Source organism: Nostoc sp. CHAB 5836 (genome assembly GCF_020829445.1).
Lineage (GTDB): Bacteria > Cyanobacteriota > Cyanobacteriia > Cyanobacteriales > Nostocaceae > Nostoc.
Genome location: NZ_JAIVFV010000024.1, coordinates 24,936 through 43,855, shown reverse-complemented (window position 1 = coordinate 43,855; position 18,920 = coordinate 24,936). Strand labels below are relative to the sequence as shown.

The window sequence follows — 18,920 nt, the reverse complement described above, 5'->3', positions numbered from 1 at the left end:
AAGTCTACTTCAGTAGACTAAAAATTTTTCCGATTATTTAGTCATCTTTTAGATGACTTGAGCTATTAGCAAGGAACTTCAGTTCCTTGCGGGACATAACTTTCACGTTAAGTTGACACCAATGCACATCTGTGAGGGGGCACCCCCACTAAACGAAGAATTTAACTCATCAATACAAAGGCATTAACCACCATGAAAATATTAGTAACTGGTACAGAAGGCTATCTTGGTTCATTATTACCGCCTCTGTTAATTGAACGGGGACATGAAGTTATCGGTCTAGATACCGGGTTCTATAAAGTTGGTTGGCTGTACAACGCTAGTGGAGTCACACCCAAAACCCTCAACAAAGATATCCGCAACATCACTCCTGATGATTTGGAAGGTGTTGAAGCAATAGTTCACATGGCGGAACTCTCCAACGACCCAGCCGGACAATTAGCACCCAATATTACCTACGAAATTAATCATGTAGGTTCAGTTCGTCTGGCTAGTCTGGCTAAGACTATGGGTGTACGTCGCTTCGTATATATGTCTTCGTGCAGTGTCTACGGTGTTGCTACCACAAGTGATGTCACAGAAAAATCTCCAATTAATCCCCAAACAGCCTACGCAGAATGCAAAACTTTGGTAGAAAGAGATGTCAGACCACTGGCTGATGATGACTTTTCTCCCACCTTTATGCGGAATGCTACAGCCTTTGGTGCTTCTCCCAGGATGCGCTTTGATATTGTTTTAAATAACTTAGCAGGGTTGGCATGGACTAGCAAAGAAATTAAAATGACCAGTGATGGTACACCTTGGCGGCCATTAGTCCACGCATTGGATATTTGCAAAGCAATAGTTTGCACTTTAGAAGCACCACGAGACATTGTGCATAACCAAATCTTTAACGTAGGAGATACAGCGAACAACTATCGTGTTAAAGAAATCGCAGAAATTATTGCTGATGTTTTCCCAGATTGTAAATTGTCCTTTGGTGACAACGGCGCAGATAATCGCAGCTATCGGGTATCCTTCGAGAAAATTAACACAATCCTACCCGGATTTAAGTGTGATTGGAATGCCCGACTTGGTGCTGAACAGTTATTTAATTTGTTCAGTCAAATACATATGGCTGAAGATACTTTCTTATTTAGAGGATTTACTCGCTTAAAGCAGCTAGAGTATCTGATTCGCACCGAGCAAATCGACAAAGATTTTTTCTGGAATAAAAGGTAGATGAGTTAGCTATTAGTGTGTAAATAAATAATTTAATCAGAGGAAGCAGTCGGAGTTTTTCCTTTTCCATTAAAGTGGAAGCTATGAACCTATGAAAGCAAAATATACACACTAATAGCAGCATAAAAATATTTATTCTGACTTATTTAGGACTTACGCAAGTGTCACAAAAAATAAAAGCTTTTAGTTTGTAGTAAGGACTTCAGTCCTGATTTTGAGGACTAAAGTCCTCACTACAAACTCAAAATGATATGCCAGTTGCGTAAGTCCTATTATTTTATCCCGAAAATTATTTGCAATCAGTGAGTTAAAAATGATGGCGATCGCAAAATGTCGTTTTAGTGGTCAACCTCTACACAAAATTTTTGTTGATTTAGGAATGTCACCTTTAGCAAATGCCTATTTGACGGCAGAACAGCTAAATAATGCCGAAAAGTTTTATCCTCTCCACGCTTATATTTCTGAAGACACTCTCTTGGTTCAATTAGAGCAATTTGAAACTCCAGATTACATTTTTAGCGATTATGCCTACTTTTCTTCTTATTCGGTAAGTTGGCTAAAACACGCGAAATATTACACCGATATGATGTTAGAAAAGTTTAGCTTTAATCCTGATCATCAAGTTATTGAAATTGCGAGTAACGACGGCTATCTACTACAATATTTTTTAGAAAAGGGAATACCCGTTTTAGGAATAGAACCAGCTGCAAACATCGCCAAGGTTGCTGAAGATAAAGGCATTCCTAGTATCAACAAGTTTTTTGGAGTTGAAACTGCCAAAGAACTCGTGATCCAAGGAAAACTAGCTGACCTTTTGATAGGCAATAATGTTTTAGCTCATGTACCGGATTTAAATGATTTCGTCGCTGGGATGAAACTCATCCTCAAACCCAATGGCATTTTGACGATGGAGTTTCCTCATATTTTACAACTGATTCAACACAATCAGTTTGATACAATTTATCATGAGCATTTTTCTTACTTCTCATTCCTCGCGATCGAAAAAATATTTGCAGCACACAACTTGCAACTTTTTGACGTAGAGGAATTGCCAACTCACGGCGGTTCTTTAAGAATTTATGCTAAACATGACTACGCTGATCATCCGATCACCAGTGAACGAGTTAGCGATTTGAAAGCAAAAGAAATCTCTGCTGGACTGCATCGCATAGAGACTTACATTACATTTGGTCAAAAAGTCAAAGAAACAAAGCACAAGCTATTAAATTTTATCTTGATGGCTAAAGCAGAAGGTAAATCAATCGCTGGTTATGGCGCACCAGCTAAAGGCAACACATTGCTCAATTATTGTGGGATTGGGAAAGATTTTATCGATTACACAGTAGATTGCAATCCCTACAAACAGGGCTTGTTTCTACCTGGAACTCATATTGCCATTTTTGACCCAGAGAAAATCCGCGAAACTAAACCAGATTATGTCCTAATTTTACCTTGGAATCTCAAGGAGGAAATTATGGAACAAATGGCATTTATTGGCGAATGGGGTGGACAGTTTGTAGTGCCAATTCCTGAAGTACAAATTTATCCATGTCCTACTCTGGATAGGCTTTTAATTGCGTCGTAATTACTGAGCATTTCGCGTAACTAATTTTCTTCAAAAATAAAATATGATTCCTCGATGCCAAGTTATAGTTAACACTAACTATTGGCAATGACAACTCCTATACCAACTTAATTACTATTTCTTACCATGCATAAATTACTGACGATTGCTATACCGACTTATAATCGTGCTAAGTTGCTTGATAAACAGTTGGCATGGCTAGCTCAAGCTATCAAAGGTTTTGAGGATAATTGTGAAATTTTAGTTTCTGATAATTGTTCAACAGACAATACTCAGGAGGTGATTAAAAAATGGCAAACAACACTTAGCAATATTACATTCAATTCCAATAAAAATTCTCAGAATTTAGGTGTTGTCAAAAATATTATGTATTGCCTAAATTATACAACAACAAAATACGTTTGGACAATTGGTGATGATGACCCAATTCAAGATAGAGCCATTGCTTATGTGATTAGCAAACTCAAGCAATATGAAGATTTATCATTATTGTTCCTCAACTTTTCTGGACGTAACCAAATAACTGGTGAACCAGTTCATCCACCCACAATTGTTGGTAATCGCTGGTTTGATATAGATAGTGAAGATGGTGAAGGTGATGGTAAAACTATATTTGAACATTGTTTCTCAAAAAGTGTCGGTGCAGTCATTTTTCTGACTGCTACAATCTACCGCACTGATTTAGTGAAACGCGCTCTCCGAAATTGGCAAGATGCTGAGAATAACTGGATATCTTTAGCATATTTAGCCGGCTATTGTGCTGCTAATGGTCGTGTAATTGTCACGAAAGAAACTTATTTGGAATGTGTTGTTGGTGTGAGTTATTGGCAGAAAGAACCAAAGTCTGCACTGTTAATGCAATACAAACACATACCCGAAGTGATTTTGAAATTGGAAAAGAGTGGATATTCTAAGCAGTTTTGCAGACGGATGCTTTTGCAGAACGGCAAAGAAGTCAACTTAAAAGTTTTCTTGGGTGCTTTAAGAAGATGGCCTATGTCCGCCATCAAGACAGTAATTCCATTTTTGGCTTTAGTCAGTTTGTGTGCTTTGGACGTGATGGTTTCTAAAGAGTTCAGATTAGCAGAATCAAGTGAAATCTCTCGTTCAGAAGTACGGATTTATAAACTATAAGCTACTAAGTTGCTGATAAATATACATCGAAACTAGAAGAGATTTACGCCATGTTTAGTGCAATTAAACGCAAAATATCTACACTATCTTCTGACTTTGAATACTACGTAGCCCGTTGGAAGCATAGCAGAAATCTGCCAGCCTTGGAAGGACGCGATCGCCACATCCTGAATGCTCTCAAAAAAGATGGCGTTTATGTCACAACACTGGCAGATTTAGGGTTAAACTCTAGCTCAGAACTGCTTAAAGCTGCTTACCATCAATTGTCTCAGGTGGGAAATCCCAACAACGACCATCTAGATGAAAAGTTGCCACAAATTTCCACAGTTACAGGTTTAGCAGAATTTTATGCTTGGGGAATGGAGAAAAGACTTCTCAACATCATCGAAAATTACATTGGTCTTCCTATTGCTTTTCATGGTGTACATTTACGCAAAGATTTCAAGAGTAAACATCAGTTCGGGACACTGCTATGGCATAGTGATGCAGAAGATCGTCGCATTATCAAAATCTTCATTTACTTGAATGATGTAGAAGAAAAAACTGGGCCTTTTGAATACATTCCCCGCTCTTTAACTCCCTTATTTAGTTGGAATTATTTGCGGCTTTACTACAAACTTGGGAAGTCAGGCTATATGGGTATCGATGATGAACAAGTAAAGCCAGTCATCCCCAAATCAGCTTGGAAATCCTGCCCAGGGCCAGCAGGTACTGTCATTATTGTAGATACGAAAAATGCTTTGCATCACGGCACAGTTCGCACAAAAGAACGGTCAACACTATTCTTTTGTTATACCGCCAACCCTCCTGAAAGACCAGACCTCTGCACTCAATACTGGGATGATACTTATCCGAGAGCAGAGTTACATTCTGCATCAGATACAATTAAAGTTTAGACTTAAAAACGTAAATTAGTCTTTTTTTACCAGAAGAATATCTAATTTAATTAACCGCAGAGGCACAGAGAACACAGAGGAAGAGAAGGAAAGAGTTACACCCGATAAAACTTGTAGGTTACCGACACAAAATATTTATCAAACTCTCATATCTCTGTGCCCTCTGCGCCTCTGTGGTTCGTTTATTTTCTGGCGCAAACACTAAGCAGTTAGCAAGTATTTTCTTTACTCAACATTCATCGCAAAGGAATCAGATGATTTTCACCGAAACTGAACTCAAAGATGCATTCATTATTGATTTAGAAGAAAAGCCAGATCACCGTGGTTTTTTTGCCCGGTCTTTCTGCGCTCAAGAATTTGAAGCACATGGTTTAAAGCCAACAGTTGCCCAATGTAACCTGTCTTTTAACTATAAAAAAGGCACTATCAGGGGAATGCACTATCAAATTCTGCCAGCAGCAGAAACGAAATTAATTCGCTGTACTAAAGGCGCTATCTACGACGTAATTATTGATATGCGTCCTGAATCTCCTAGCTTTTTATCACACATTGGTGTAGAGCTAACACCAGAAAACCGCCGTGCTTTGTATGTTCCAGAAATGTTTGCTCATGGCTATCAAGCACTCACAGATGAGACTGAAGTTGTATATCAAGTGGGTGAATTTTACACACCAGGGTATGAGAGAGGTTTACGCTATGACGACCCATTTTTTAACATTGATTGGCCTCTAGATGTGACTGAAATATCTGAGAAAGATTTAAATTGGCCTTTGTTGAGAATGATGACTGTTGGCGGTACAGCTTCCAGATAATTATAGACTCTTTCTCTGCGCCAGGTGTTTATTGTACAACACACTGGCTCCTCTGCATGAGGTAATACAATAATTAATTCGGGTAGAAAAAATGCCAAATAATCTTCTATCTCGTGTCGGTAATACTATCTCTTTTTTCTCCCAAAAAATCCAAGCTCGCATCAATTATGCTAAGACCTTACAGGTTGTTTCTCTAAAGCCTAAACAGCCTTCCAGAGCAAATGTACTTCTTTCTTATCGCATTGAGCCATTCCTGATAAAACCAGGTCAGCCAATGCCTAATGACCATACTTGGTACTGGGAAGTTTGGCAAATAGCCCAAACTTTTTTAAACTTAGGCTATAACGTTGATGTGATCCAGTTCCACAATCATAAATTCGTTCCGCAAAAAGACTACGCATTTTTCATTGATATCCGTCATCGAATGGAAGCACTTGCACCAAAACTCAACAAAGATTGCATCAAGATTTTCCACGTTGACATTGCTAATATGGTGTTTCGCAATGCAGCTGAATGCAACAGGCTTTTAGAACTACAACAGCGCAAAGGTGTAACCTTAAAACCACAGCGATTTGAGGTTCCTAACTTAGGAATTGAATATGCCGATTGTGCGATTGTGTTGGGTAACGATTTCACAACTGATACATTCAAGTATGCTAATAAACCAATGTATCGTATCCCAATTTCTTCGCCTGTGGTTTATCCTTATCCCGACAAAAAAGATTTTGAAGCGGTAAGAAAGCGTTTTATGTGGTTTGGTGGTAGTGCTTTAGTCCTCAAAGGATTAGACTTAGTTTTAGATGCCTTTGCTCAAATGCCGGAATACCATTTAACAGTTTGTGGCCCGGTAAGTAATGACAAAGAATTTGAGCAAGCTTTCTACAAAGAACTTTACGAAACACCTAATATTCACACTTATGGTTGGATTGACGTTAGTAGCCCTGACTTTATAGAGGTGACAAATAACTGCCTAGGGCTTCTTTATCCTTCCGTTTCTGAAGGACAGTCAGGAGCAGTAATCAGTTGCTTACAAGCCGGATTAATTCCGATTTTAAGTTACGAATCAGGTGTGGATGTTCACGATTTTGGTGTGATTTTTGATAATCTTTCAATTGAAGAAATTAAGGCGAAAGTTACAAGTATTTCCAATTTGCCTGTTGAAGACCTAAAACTGATGTCTCTTAAGGCATGGGAATATGCAAGAGCAAATCATACCAAAGAAAAGTTTGCTCAAGCCTACAGAAATGCTGTGGAGCAAATTATCGAAAATCACAGCCAGAAGAAACAGACTGGTTTGCTAGCATAAGTAAGTTGGCGCAATTAAAGTTAACTGGCTAAGGCTGTCATTTGTCATTGGTCATTTGTCATTAGTAAGGGTTTTAAGTTTGTTTACGTTTCGTAATATACTTTAATTTTTTCGCGCCAACTTACTTAGTAACGATCGCTAATCCTGATTCCCCATGAAAATGTACTTAATATTTAGTTGTGATCAATTATTAAGTGCAAATTTATAGAGAATTGGTATCACAATAAACAGTTCTATAAAGGAGTTTAGTTCATGATTATTATTGATCGCGCCTTACAAGCCAGAGCAGCAGCAGGCAATCCCATCAAGGTGGGAATGATTGGTGCTGGTTTTATGGGTCGAGCAATTGCCAACCAAATTGCCAATTCAGTGCCAGGAATGGAATTAGTTGCAATCTCCAATCGTAAGATTGATGCAGCTAAACAAGCTTATTCGGAAGCCGGAATTGAAGAGATTCAAGTTGTTGCAACTGTCAGCGAATTAGAAAATGCGATCGCTAACGGTAAATATGCAGTCACAGAAGACGCTAAGTTACTGTGTCGGGCCCAAGGCATTGATGCATTAATCGAAGTCACAGGTGCAGTGGAATTTGGCGCCCGGATCGTCATGGAAGCGATCGCCCACCGCAAACATCTGATCATGATGAATGCCGAACTCGACGGCACCATTGGCCCCATCCTGAAAGTGTATGCCGACAAAGCAGGTGTCATCCTCACTGCTTGTGATGGCGATCAGCCAGGGGTGCAAATGAACCTTTATCGCTTTGTGAAAAGCATTGGTTTAAATCCCTTATTGTGCGGTAACATTAAAGGACTTCAAGACCCCTATCGCAATCCCACCACCCAGGAAGGATTTGCTAAACGTTGGGGTCAAAAGCCCCACATGGTGGCTAGCTTCGCCGACGGAACCAAAATTTCCTTCGAGCAAGCGATCGTTGCCAATGCCACAGGCATGAAAGTCGCCAAACGGGGAATGCTGGGATATGACTTCAACGGTTATGTCGATGAAATGGCCCATATATATGATTTTGAACAACTCAAAGAACTGGGCGGCATTGTCGATTATGTAGTTGGAGCAAAACCTGGCCCAGGCGTATATGTATTAGCCACCCACGATGACCCCAAGCAACGCCACTATCTCAACTTATACAAATTAGGCGAAGGCCCACTTTACAGCTTCTATACTCCTTATCACCTCTGTCATTTTGAAGTTCCCTTGTCCGTAGCCCGTGTTGTCCTGTTCGGTGATCCGGTCATGTCTCCACTAGCAGGCCCCTTAGTAGATGTTGTCACCACTGCCAAAATCGACTTGAAAGCAGGAGAAACCTTAGATGGCATCGGCTACTACATGACCTACGGACAATGTGAGAATTCCGATATCGTCCAACAGCAAAATCTCCTACCAATCGGTTTAGCCGAAGGATGTCGCCTAAAACGAGATATTTCTCAGGATCAAGTCCTCACCTACGAGGATGTAGAATTGCCTGAAGGTAGACTCTGCGACCAACTACGATTTGAGCAAAACACTTATTTCGCCCCAGAAAAAATCTTGGTAGCAGTTGGGTAATATCGGTTCCAAAAATATTTGTAATAAATGATCTAGGGGCGGGGGGGCGTAGAGACAGGGCGAATAGAATTCGCGGCTACACAAACCTTCGCGAACAGCGTCTCGAAGAGAAGTCCACCTCTGTGGACTGAGGAAAATTTGAGGGTTATTAACCGACGGAGGTCGGTAAAGCCTCGTGTAGACGCGGTTTCTAACCGCCCATTTAACTAAAGTTGTTGATAGGAACTTGCTGGGGAGCGTTCAAACAAACCTGATCGAAACTTTAAGTCAAATTCATGAAAATTGCTCTAGTCCATGATTACTTAACCCAGCGAGGTGGGGCAGAGCGTGTGTTTGAACTGCTTTGTAAGCGCTATCCCGAAGCAGATATTTTCACATCTTTGTACGATCCACAAAAAACTATTGATTTAGGCGATCGCATAGTTAATACAACTTTCTTACAAAAGATTCCCTACGCAGCAAAATATTTCAGGTCGATGGCTCCTCTATATTTTCCTGCCTTTCGTGCCTTAGATCTACAAGACTACGATTTAATTATTAGCAGTAGCACCAGCTTCGCCAAAGCAGTGCGAAAAAACTCCAATGCCCGCCACATTTGTTTTTGCCATAATGTCACCCGTTTCTTATGGGATACAAAAACTTATTTAAGAGAGTACAGAGACTATAGATATTTTGCTCCTTTAATCGAACAAGTTTTTCAATTAATGAGAAAGGTAGACCTGAAATATGCACAGGAACCTGACCTCTATATTGCTAATTCTAGTGTTGTTGCCCGCCGGATCGAAAATATTTATGGCAAAAAGGCAATGATGGTGAACTATCCAATTGATACTAGTAAATTCCTTTTTTCAGATATAAAAGATGAATATTATCTGGCCTCAGCCCGGATGATTAGCTATAAGCGTCTTGATATAATAGTCGAAGCATTTAATTGGCTAGGATGGCGATTATTAATATCAGGTGATGGCCCAGAACAAGCACGGTTAAAATCCAAAGCATTACAAAATATTGAGTTCTTGGGACACGTAAGTGATAGAACCCGCAAAGACTTGTTTTCCAAAGCCAAGTCTATTATTGTCGCAGCCCTAGAAGACTATGGATTAGTGCCAGTAGAAGCTAATGCTAGCGGCACACCAGTCATCGCCTATGGAGCAGGTGGAGTATTAGATACTCAAATCCCAGGTGAAACAGGAGTCTTTTTCAAAAGACAAACACCCGAATCCTTACAACTTGCATTACTAGAAGCCAAGGGCATATCTTGGGATTACGATCGCATCCGCAATCATGCAGTAGTAAACTTTTCCGAAAATGCCTTCTTTAGGAAAGTTGAGCAAATTATTAACCAAGCCTGTGGCGTGCATCAATTCTTCATTTAAGTAAGTCGGCGCAATTAAAGTTAACTGGCTAAGGCTGTCATTTGTCATTCGTCATTAGTAAGGGTTTTAAGCTTATTTACGTTTCGTAACATACTTGAGCTTTTTCACACCAACGTACTGAATTTTTGACTCCCTTCTCACGATCAGATTACCCATTTATTTTCTCTCTCCTACTTGGCGTCCTTGGCGTCCTTCTCCCTTGGCGCTAGCCTCTCCCTTTGGGAGAAGGGGAGACGCTACGCGATAGCGGTTCGTAAAAAGGATAGGTATTTTTCGGAGTATCTCTTAGCGTAAATCTCAAAGACAAGGATTATAAAAGTGGTTCAAACTAGTCTAAATCCTCAGATAACTCCAGCTTCTGAAAGTGAACCAAGCTATGGACAATTGTTTGCCGTATTTGTCCGGAGATTTCCTTGGTTTTTAGCAGTATTTATTACTTCTATCGCTATTGCAAGCATGGTAACTGTAAAGACAAAGCCTACTTATAAAAGTTCCATGCAACTGCTAGTAGAACCTAACTACCAAGGTAAAACAGAAAGTGCTGGCTTAGATAACCAGTTTACAGATTCTAATGTGGTCATAGATACTGCCACCCAGCTGAACTTGATGCAAAGTTCAGGGCTTATTCAAAAAGCAGTTGATAAACTTCAGTCTGATTATCCAGATATAAGTTCAGGTGAAATTAAATCTTCTTTGGTTTTAACTCAATTAAGGAGTAAAGAAGATAATGTCGCTACTAAAATCTTTCAAGTTGAATACACTGCTGGAGATCCAGAAAAAACACAAAAAGTTCTGGGTGCAATTCGACAAGTTTATGTGGAATATAACAAACAACAGCAGAATTCGCGTTTACAGAAAGGTCTGCAAATTATTAGGGAACAGTTAAGTAAAGCCAGTGAAGAAGTAAACGCGGCGGAGACAAATTTACAAAGGTTTCGCAGAAATCAGAACTTAATTGATCCAGAGTCACAGGCCAAAGCGATTGAAACAGCTTTGAATAATATTGCCCAAGAAAGACAAACCACTCGCGCTCAGTATGGGGAAGCTTTAGCACGCCAAAAATCTTTAGAAGAACAACTTAACCGTTCTCCCCAAAATGCTCTAGTTGCTTCTCGTCTAAGTCAATCTACTCGCTATCAAGGCTTACTGAACGAAATCCAAAAAAGCGAACTGGCACTAGCACAAGAAAGATTACGCTTTACAGATCAGACTCCGAATGTGCAAAAGCTCAAAGAACAGCTTCACAGCCAGAAGGAGTTATTGCAACAAGAAGTAGGAAGAACTTTAGGCGAAAAGTCTGCTAGTGCCTTCACTTCTGGAGACTCTCTTCTCGAAAAAGGACAGCTCGGTCAAATTGATCTCAGCCTTGCTGGTCAGCTAGTAGAAACACAGACAAATATAGTTGCTTTAACTGCTCGCGATCAAACTTTGGCTCAAAAAGAAACCGAGCTGCGTTTTGAAATCAAACGCTTCCCGCCTCTGTTGGCTTATTACAATCGGATGCTACCGCAGTTGCAATTTAGTCGTGAAAGGTTAGAACAGCTTTTAAGAGCAGAACAGCAATTGCGGCAAGAACTTTCCAAAGGTGGATTTAATTGGGAAGTGGTAGAAGATCCTCAAAAAGGCGCACAATTAGGCCCCAATCTCCAGCAGAACTTGCTGTTAGGCGCTGTAGTTGGGTTAATGTTAGGAGGCATTGCTGCCTTTATTCGGGAATCGGCTGATGATGCAGTTCACACCACTGCTGAGTTAGAGAAGCAAATGGCCATGCCGTTGTTGGGAACAACTCCCAAGTTACCACCAGCCAAACCCAGAGAATCAATGATCAAGTTACCTTTTGGTAAGCCAGAAGTTCTCGCCCCCTGGACAATTCAGGTATTGCAATCTCCACCGCGTTGGGAATCGCTGGATCTGATTTACAAAAACATTGAACTTTTAAATACTGTTACAAACTTGAAATCTTTGATGATCACCTCAGCCTTACCTGATGAGGGTAAGTCAGCTTTGGCGTTGGGTTTGGCAATGAGTGCTGCCCGTTTACACAAAAGGGTACTGCTGATTGATGCCAATTTACGTGATCCTAGTCTGCACGAACAACTGAATCTTCCCAATGAACAGGGGCTTTCAACTTTATTGGCCAGTGATGCAACTCTACCCAACCAGATTAGTCTGCAATACTCAGGCTCCGCCTACATCGATATTTTGACTGCTGGGCCAAAACCTGCTGACCCAGCTAATTTGTTGAGTTCCCCTCGAATGATGCAATTAATGGCAGCATTTGAGGAAAACTATGATTTGGTACTGATAGATGCTCCTCCAGTTCTCGGCTTGGTGGATGCCATGCTTACTGCATCATCTTGTCGTAGCGTGGTCATGGTGGCAAGTATTGGTATTGTGACGCGAAGCCAGCTAACTCAAGCTACAGCCATGCTGAGTAAGTTAAATCTGATTGGTGTTGTCGCTAATGGAGTATCAAACTCTAGCAGTAATTACGTACCCTACATCAAACAACAGCAATTAGCTCTACGCCAAGGTGTAGAAAAATAGCTTCTAAGGGACTTCCAAATAAAAAATACTCAAAAAACTCTCTCCTCCTCATTTCTCTGTGTTCTCTGTGGCTCTGTGGTTCGTTTACTTGGGTAATTTATTTCTTGGAAGTCCCTAAGAGGATGTTTGAAAAGTATTTGACTGTGATTTTAGGCACTATTTACGCTATCTTTATGCATTTTCAGAGAAACCACTGGCTCTTTAAAGAGTAAATAAAGAATTTATTTGAGCGATCGCTATTTCTATATAGTCTTATATTCTAGAGATTAAAGCACTTCCCAAAAGCTTAGTACAGCTTTGCGTAAAATTCTGGCGAATTGAGGGTTGAATTTTAAACGCATAGGCGCTTCTCTACGAGACGCTACGCGAACGCCTTCCCGCAGGGTAGGAACGCACAAAGGTAAACGCAAAGGGGCGCGGAGAATTCGCTACGAATTAGTGAAATGTTGTACTTAGAAGACAATAGTGGACTTGTTTTGTTAAATCTATCGACACAATCAACACCTCAGTGCAATTAAACGTAGATATAGATTCATAGGTAATTTCCCTCTACAGTTATTGACTTTCAGTAGTTCCCGGAAAATCATGATTTGCCTATGAATGTTAATAGTAAAGTTGCTCGTAATTAAGCATAAGGTTTCAGATACCCAACTCCACATTTAGCTTTTTTTTCACACTGGGGTTTAGACTACATTTAATATCATGTTCGCTGAAAGACTCATTGTTTAGACTGTTGCGGAGAGTTTTTTAATAAATGTTTAGGCGGATATGATATAAAACCTAATTACGAATATCTCCAACTTTTTGGACTTACAACAAGATTTGGATTTTGGTCTTTGGCATTGATAGCCTTTGATAACTCTTCAACAATTCACTCCTGTATAATCCCAAAGACATATGACGACTTCAATAATTCCAACTCTAGAGAATTTATATGACGTAACCCAGCAACATCAAGGTAATCACTCTGGGTACTGCACACTCCAGTGGCGGCGGGGTAAACTGTTGGTGAAGCCGCCTGGACGAGTTAAACAACCATATCTGCCTTCATTAGATAGTAAGCGATCGCTAGTAGAATGCTTACAACATTCTCCTGTAAGTTTGGTTACCATAGATCCAAAACTGGGTGAGACTTTAGTCAGGTTTTGGGCAGATGCGTGTGAAGAAGCTGAAAAACCAATATTCCTAAGCATACCCCCTGGCAATAAACTGCCTAACCAACCCTTGGGACAATTGCAGCGAATAATTGATTGCATTGCTGCTTTGGTGTTGCTGCTATTAATCAGTCCAGTCATGTTGGGATTGATTGTGTTGATGCAGGTTTACTCGCCAGGGTCACTTTTTTGTCGTGAGTGGCGTGTTGGAGAACGGGGTAAACTGTTTCGGACAATTAAGTTTTGTACAACTACAAAGCACAACATCACACCGCTATGGCATTGGATCCATAAATACGGTCTTGAAAATTTACCCCAGTTATTTAACGTGCTGCGGGGTGACATGAGTTTGACCGGATCTTATTGTTGGACTTTGGAAGATGCAGTACAGCTAAATAAACTACCAGAAATTACAGCTTCATGGGAAATAGAAGCCCAGTCTCACCTCTTACATCTGGATAGCCAAACACTGTAATTTATCTGTGCGGTAATCGATGATTTCATCTAAGTAGGTCGGCGCAATTAAAGCTAACTGGCTAAGGCTGTCATTGGTCATTAGTAAAGATTTTAAGGCTATTTACGTTTCGTAACATACTTTAATTTTTTCGCGCTAACTTACTTACCGCACTTGGGCTACAGCAAAAATTGCTTACGTAGAATCTATAGGTTAATACAGTTGAGTTAGGCATTTCTTCCTTCTCTAACGAGACGCTTCGCGAATGCGCCCTTCTCCCAGGGGGAGACGCTAACGCGAATGCGGTTCGTTAAAAAAATCACTTTGACAAAGAGTTAAGCCTTAATTAAACCGTATTGCTCTATAACAGTCCATCTACCTTACCAAATTATTGTTAGAAAAATCCATGCATTTAAAACTTCCTCAATCACTCAGTAATCTGCTCAAAGCTAGCAGCTTTTGGCAGGAAAACTATTTGATATTGCAAGAATTTAAACACTTTCGCAAAATTGCAATTTTAGCTCTGACATTCTCTATTTTGGCTGCAACTTTTGAAGGTGTGAGTATTGGTTTTTTACTTTCATTTTTGCAAAGCTTAACTAGTCCCAACGCTCAACCTGTCCAAATAGGAATAGAATGGTTTGATATTTGGATCTTGGGAGCCAAAACATCGTCGCTCAATCGTTTATACCGCATATCTTCGCTGATTTTATTGAGTACTTGGTTACGTGTTGCCTTCAATTATTTTGCACAAGTCTATATTGAATTATCTCAACTGCATCTTGGCGATCGCTTACGTAAGCAAATTTTTGAACAGTTACAATCCTTATCACTAAGTTACTTTTCTCAAACGCGTTCTGGCGAACTCATTAACACAATTACCACAGAAATTGAAAGGATACGACAGGGTTTCAGTGGTGGAGCATTTTTATTTACTAGAGGACTAACAACTGTTGTCTACTTAATATCAATGTTTTTGATATCATGGCAACTAACTCTGATTTCAGCATTACTATTTACTCTTTTAGGTGTAGGATTATCCAATCTAAATGCCAGAGTCAGAGAATCGAGTTTTGGTCTGACAACTGCTAATGCTAATTTTACATCAACAGCCATAGAATTTATTAATGGCATTCGCACTGTTCACTCCTGTGGTACTCAAGAATTTGAGCGCCAGCGTTACTACAAAGCTAGTGACAAGATAGTAAGTACTACAACTAAAGTTGTCTTCACTTGGACAATTGTCAAGCCAATTGCTGAAGGGGTAGCTACTACAGTATTGGTGGGAATGATTATTTTGGCATTCACTAGCCTAGTTACGAATGGAACGCTACAAGTTGCTTCTTTACTAACATTTTTCTTTGTGCTATTTCGTTTTATCCCATTCGTTCAAGATATTAATGGTACGAGAGCATTTCTCAGTACTTTACATGGGTCAGCAGACAACGTTAAAAACCTCTTAAAAAGTGACGATAAAAATTATTTTCAGAATGGAGAAATTAGGTTTCATTCTTTAAAAAGGTCAATAAATTTAGTATCTGTAGATTTTGGCTACGACGATGAAAATCTAGTGCTACATAATATTACCCTAACCATTGAAAAGGGGAAAATGACAGCATTAGTCGGAGCATCTGGGGCTGGTAAAACAACACTGGCTGATTTAATTCCGCGATTTTACAATGCCACAGAGGGAAATATTTACATCGATGAAGTTGATGTACGGCTATTTGAAATTAACTCCCTACGTCGCAAAATAGCTGTGGTCAGTCAGGATACTTTTATCTTCAATACTAATGTTTGGCAGAATATTGCTTATGGTACTCCACAAGCTACTAATGAGGAAATTCAAGAAGCTGCTAAACTAGCGAATGCGCTGGAGTTTATTTTGGAAATGCCTGAAGGTTTTAACACCCAATTAGGAGATCGGGGTGTTAGGCTCTCTGGAGGACAAAGGCAGCGAATTGCTATTGCACGAGCTTTATTACGGAACCCGGAAATTTTGATTTTGGATGAAGCAACCAGCGCTTTAGATTCTGTATCTGAACGCTTAATTCAAGATTCATTAGAAAAGCTATCTGTTGGGAAAACAGTGATTGCGATCGCTCACCGTCTTTCGACCATTTCTAAAGCAGATAAAGTTGTAGTTTTAGAACAGGGGCGGATAGTAGAGCAAGGTAAGTATCAAGAACTATTGGAACTTAAAGGTAAGCTTTGGGAATATCACAAGATGCAATATTATAATTCGTAATTCGTAATGATGCTTGTTCGCCTTTGGCGTCTCCCCTTGGGAGATGACTCGCTACCGCTTCGCTAACGTAATTCGTAATTTATGAATTCCTTATCCTGCTCAATTACTTCTAGTTTTAAAAAGGATAAATAAATGGTGAATATAGGCTACCACGCTGCTAAAATTCAGGGTAAATTTAATCGATCCTTATATAAAGCAGTCCTTTCTCAAATTGTCAGCATCCCCATCAAACAAACTCGGCAAGTTGCGATCAGTCTCTATGCCTTCTCATGTGAACGCGATCTTCCAGAACAAGTGGCAAGTATTCGCTCTTTCATCGGTCATGTCGGCATTCCAGAGACATTCACTGTAGTTTCTGATGGCAGTTATACTGATTCTAGTTGTAATTTACTCTGCCGCATCCATCCCTGCGTTCGGGTAATACCTTTACAAAACTTCCTGAGAAGGGATTTACCTCAATGTGTTCTTGATTATGCTCAACTGCATCCACTGGGCAAAAAATTGTCGGCATTAATGTCAATTCCTATTAATGGTACTACGATTTATACTGATTCAGATATTTTATTTTTTCCTGGCGGTATTGACTTAATTAATTTGAGTAATTCTGAGGAAAAATACTCTCTTTATTTACCCGATTGTTCTATTTCACTAGACGATCGAATTATTTATGATGATGCCGAGAAGACAAATCCAGTAAATGGTGGATTTCTATTATTTAGGCATGAATTGGACTGGAGTTTTGCTATTGAACGGTTAGCAAATCTTCAAGAAGCTCCGATTTATTTTACTGAACAAACAATTGTGCATTTGACAATGCATCACAATCATGGTAAGCCTTTATGCTCCAAAAAATATGTTCTAAATGTAGAGGATCAGTTCATGTATTCAGACAAATTTGCAAGTAAAAACAATGCTCTCAGGCATTATGTTAATGATGTTAGACACAAGTTTTGGTTTAACGTTGGCAGATAAAATTATGAAGAGCAGCCTATATTTCTACAGCGCTATTTCATTCTCATCTAGCCCGCCTCAGAATGAATTATGAGTCTAATAGTGAAAGTAGTCTAAAGACTACTGAGAAAGGGTTATAGTCCAATACGGTTCACTTAAGGCTGTTAAGTAAGGCTGAAACTGTTTTTTTACGAACCACAGAGGCGCAGAGAACACAGAGAGAAGGAGAAGGAGGAAATGCTTAACCCAAGTGTATTGGGTTATAGTCCGTTTTAACGGACTTTAGCTATGAGCCAGGAACTTCAGTTCCTGGTGGTTTATGTCTAGAATGAAATAGCCCTGATATTTCTATGAAGAACATAATTAATAATTAAGTAAAAATAGCTGGTGATTAATGCCTAACTCAATCAATGATATCAAGCAAAGCGAGAAACAATTAGACAGGGTATTTTGGGAAAAAAACCTGATTTATCAATGCTCAAATTTTGAGGTAGGTGGGAGCGGAGGTGTTGAAACTTATTTAGCTTCCCTATTTGAACATCGGCCAGATAATGTTAGCGATCGCGTGATAAAATCGCTCAAGAATGTTGACCAAAGCCAGTTTAGATTGTTGCATATCCACAGTCCAGATTTATTGTTGCAGCTTACAGGCGAGTGTCCTACCATCTTCAGCGTTCATAATCACTCATTGTATTGTCCTAGTGGCACTAAATATTTAGCAGGGCAGCAAACAACCTGCGATCGCAACTTCTCTTACTTAGGATGTACCTGGGGTAAATTAGTAGATAAATGTGGTAGCCGTAGACCTTTAAGAACTTTTAGAGAACTTCAAACAACTCATCAGTTTTTAGATGTATTAAAAACGAGAAAAATTACTTTTATTGCTAATAGCGAATATGTCCGGGAAGAGTTGATTAAAAACGGTGTACCTCCTGAGCAAACTGTCACGTTACACTGTGGTATATCTCTACCAAAAACAGCAACTACTCCCTTAAGTTTAGGAGTCCACCAAAATCAGAGAATTTTGTTTGTGGGACGGATTGTTTCTGATAAAGGTTTAGAATGGTTACTCAAAACCTTAATACATACAGACCCGCAAATTCAACTTGATATCGCAGGTGAAGGGTGGGAACGTTCCCGCTTAGAAGAGTTAGCAAATACCCTCGGATTAAGGAACCGTATTACTTGGCATGGCTGGTGCGATCGCGACACGATAAATAAACTTTATCAACAGTGTTTTGCAGTCATCTTTCCCAGTGTTTGGCCTGAACCTGCGGGTCTTGTAACTCTAGAAGCTTATGCTCGTTATCGACCTGTAATTGGTAGTGCAGTCGGAGGGATTCCAGAACATTTACGAGATGGAGAAACGGGTATTCTTGTTCCAGGTAATAATATCAAAAAACTGGCTGATGCCATTAATCATTTGTCTACAGATTATCAAACAAGCCGACACATGGGTGAACAAGGTCATGCTTTATTGATGAAACAATTTACGATGAATTATCATGTAAAAAATCTTCAAACAATTTATGCAAAAACAATAGCTGAATTTGATTATTAAGGCAAAAGCTTAGAGGATGTTTGAAAAGTGGTGGGCTGTAATTCTAGGCACTTTTAGATCCCCCCTAACCCACGCCAGTCGCTCATGGGGGAAACCCCCAGACGCTCGT

The 18,920-nt window shown here is 39.8% G+C and carries 13 protein-coding genes; all 13 read left to right on the top strand.

Going from position 1 to position 18,920, the window contains the following annotated elements; genetic code table 11:
- Window positions 1-192 precede the first annotated feature (192 nt).
- A complete protein-coding gene (locus LC605_RS07520) occupies window positions 193-1,221 on the top strand; it encodes an NAD(P)-dependent oxidoreductase (RefSeq protein ID WP_229546936.1) in 1,029 nt (342 codons plus the stop codon).
- A gap of 313 nt (window positions 1,222-1,534) precedes the next feature.
- A complete protein-coding gene (locus tag LC605_RS07515) occupies window positions 1,535-2,806 on the top strand; it encodes a class I SAM-dependent methyltransferase (protein ID WP_229546935.1) in 1,272 nt (423 codons plus the stop codon).
- Between the two features lie 126 nt (window positions 2,807-2,932).
- On the top strand, window positions 2,933-3,940 hold the full coding sequence (locus LC605_RS07510) for a glycosyltransferase family 2 protein (RefSeq protein WP_229546934.1): 1,008 nt from the start codon (window positions 2,933-2,935) through the stop codon (window positions 3,938-3,940).
- A gap of 50 nt (window positions 3,941-3,990) precedes the next feature.
- A complete protein-coding gene (locus LC605_RS07505; RefSeq protein ID WP_229546933.1) occupies window positions 3,991-4,836 on the top strand; it encodes a phytanoyl-CoA dioxygenase in 846 nt (281 codons plus the stop codon).
- Window positions 4,837-5,090: 254 nt separating this feature from the next.
- The gene (gene rfbC / locus LC605_RS07500) at window positions 5,091-5,648 is read left to right on the top strand and encodes a dTDP-4-dehydrorhamnose 3,5-epimerase (protein ID WP_229546932.1); all 558 of its coding nucleotides are present in this window, start codon (window positions 5,091-5,093) and stop codon (window positions 5,646-5,648) included.
- A 91-nt stretch (window positions 5,649-5,739) separates the two neighbouring features.
- Complete coding sequence (locus LC605_RS07495) at window positions 5,740-6,954, top strand: glycosyltransferase (RefSeq protein ID WP_229546931.1); 1,215 nt, start codon at window positions 5,740-5,742, stop codon at window positions 6,952-6,954.
- Window positions 6,955-7,206: 252 nt separating this feature from the next.
- Complete coding sequence (locus LC605_RS07490) at window positions 7,207-8,520, top strand: NAD(P)H-dependent oxidoreductase (protein ID WP_229546930.1); 1,314 nt, start codon at window positions 7,207-7,209, stop codon at window positions 8,518-8,520.
- A gap of 275 nt (window positions 8,521-8,795) precedes the next feature.
- A complete protein-coding gene (locus LC605_RS07485) occupies window positions 8,796-9,896 on the top strand; it encodes a glycosyltransferase (RefSeq protein WP_229546929.1) in 1,101 nt (366 codons plus the stop codon).
- A 318-nt stretch (window positions 9,897-10,214) separates the two neighbouring features.
- Window positions 10,215-12,443: a polysaccharide biosynthesis tyrosine autokinase gene (locus LC605_RS07480; RefSeq protein ID WP_229546928.1), complete on the top strand. Its 2,229-nt coding sequence runs from the start codon at window positions 10,215-10,217 to the stop codon at window positions 12,441-12,443.
- An 897-nt stretch (window positions 12,444-13,340) separates the two neighbouring features.
- The gene (gene hepC / locus LC605_RS07475; RefSeq protein WP_229546927.1) at window positions 13,341-14,072 is read left to right on the top strand and encodes a heterocyst development glycosyltransferase HepC; all 732 of its coding nucleotides are present in this window, start codon (window positions 13,341-13,343) and stop codon (window positions 14,070-14,072) included.
- A gap of 385 nt (window positions 14,073-14,457) precedes the next feature.
- Window positions 14,458-16,299: a heterocyst formation ABC transporter subunit HepA gene (hepA, locus tag LC605_RS07470; RefSeq protein ID WP_229546926.1), complete on the top strand. Its 1,842-nt coding sequence runs from the start codon at window positions 14,458-14,460 to the stop codon at window positions 16,297-16,299.
- A gap of 132 nt (window positions 16,300-16,431) precedes the next feature.
- On the top strand, window positions 16,432-17,271 hold the full coding sequence (locus LC605_RS07465) for a hypothetical protein (RefSeq protein ID WP_229546925.1): 840 nt from the start codon (window positions 16,432-16,434) through the stop codon (window positions 17,269-17,271).
- Between the two features lie 373 nt (window positions 17,272-17,644).
- Window positions 17,645-18,811: a glycosyltransferase family 4 protein gene (locus tag LC605_RS07460; protein WP_229546924.1), complete on the top strand. Its 1,167-nt coding sequence runs from the start codon at window positions 17,645-17,647 to the stop codon at window positions 18,809-18,811.
- Window positions 18,812-18,920 lie beyond the last annotated feature (109 nt).

Bases quoted from the DNA above. Each gene is read 5' to 3' on its own strand.
- LC605_RS07520 (WP_229546936.1), top strand. From the start codon at position 193: ATGAAAATATTAGTAACTGGTACAGAAGGCTATCTTGGTTCATTATTA.
- LC605_RS07515 (WP_229546935.1), top strand. From the start codon at position 1,535: ATGATGGCGATCGCAAAATGTCGTTTTAGTGGTCAACCTCTACACAAA.
- LC605_RS07510 (WP_229546934.1), top strand. From the start codon at position 2,933: ATGCATAAATTACTGACGATTGCTATACCGACTTATAATCGTGCTAAG.
- LC605_RS07505 (WP_229546933.1), top strand. From the start codon at position 3,991: ATGTTTAGTGCAATTAAACGCAAAATATCTACACTATCTTCTGACTTT.
- rfbC (WP_229546932.1), top strand. From the start codon at position 5,091: ATGATTTTCACCGAAACTGAACTCAAAGATGCATTCATTATTGATTTA.
- LC605_RS07495 (WP_229546931.1), top strand. From the start codon at position 5,740: ATGCCAAATAATCTTCTATCTCGTGTCGGTAATACTATCTCTTTTTTC.
- LC605_RS07490 (WP_229546930.1), top strand. From the start codon at position 7,207: ATGATTATTATTGATCGCGCCTTACAAGCCAGAGCAGCAGCAGGCAAT.
- LC605_RS07485 (WP_229546929.1), top strand. From the start codon at position 8,796: ATGAAAATTGCTCTAGTCCATGATTACTTAACCCAGCGAGGTGGGGCA.
- hepC (WP_229546927.1), top strand. From the start codon at position 13,341: ATGACGACTTCAATAATTCCAACTCTAGAGAATTTATATGACGTAACC.
- hepA (WP_229546926.1), top strand. From the start codon at position 14,458: ATGCATTTAAAACTTCCTCAATCACTCAGTAATCTGCTCAAAGCTAGC.
- LC605_RS07465 (WP_229546925.1), top strand. From the start codon at position 16,432: ATGGTGAATATAGGCTACCACGCTGCTAAAATTCAGGGTAAATTTAAT.
- LC605_RS07460 (WP_229546924.1), top strand. From the start codon at position 17,645: ATGCCTAACTCAATCAATGATATCAAGCAAAGCGAGAAACAATTAGAC.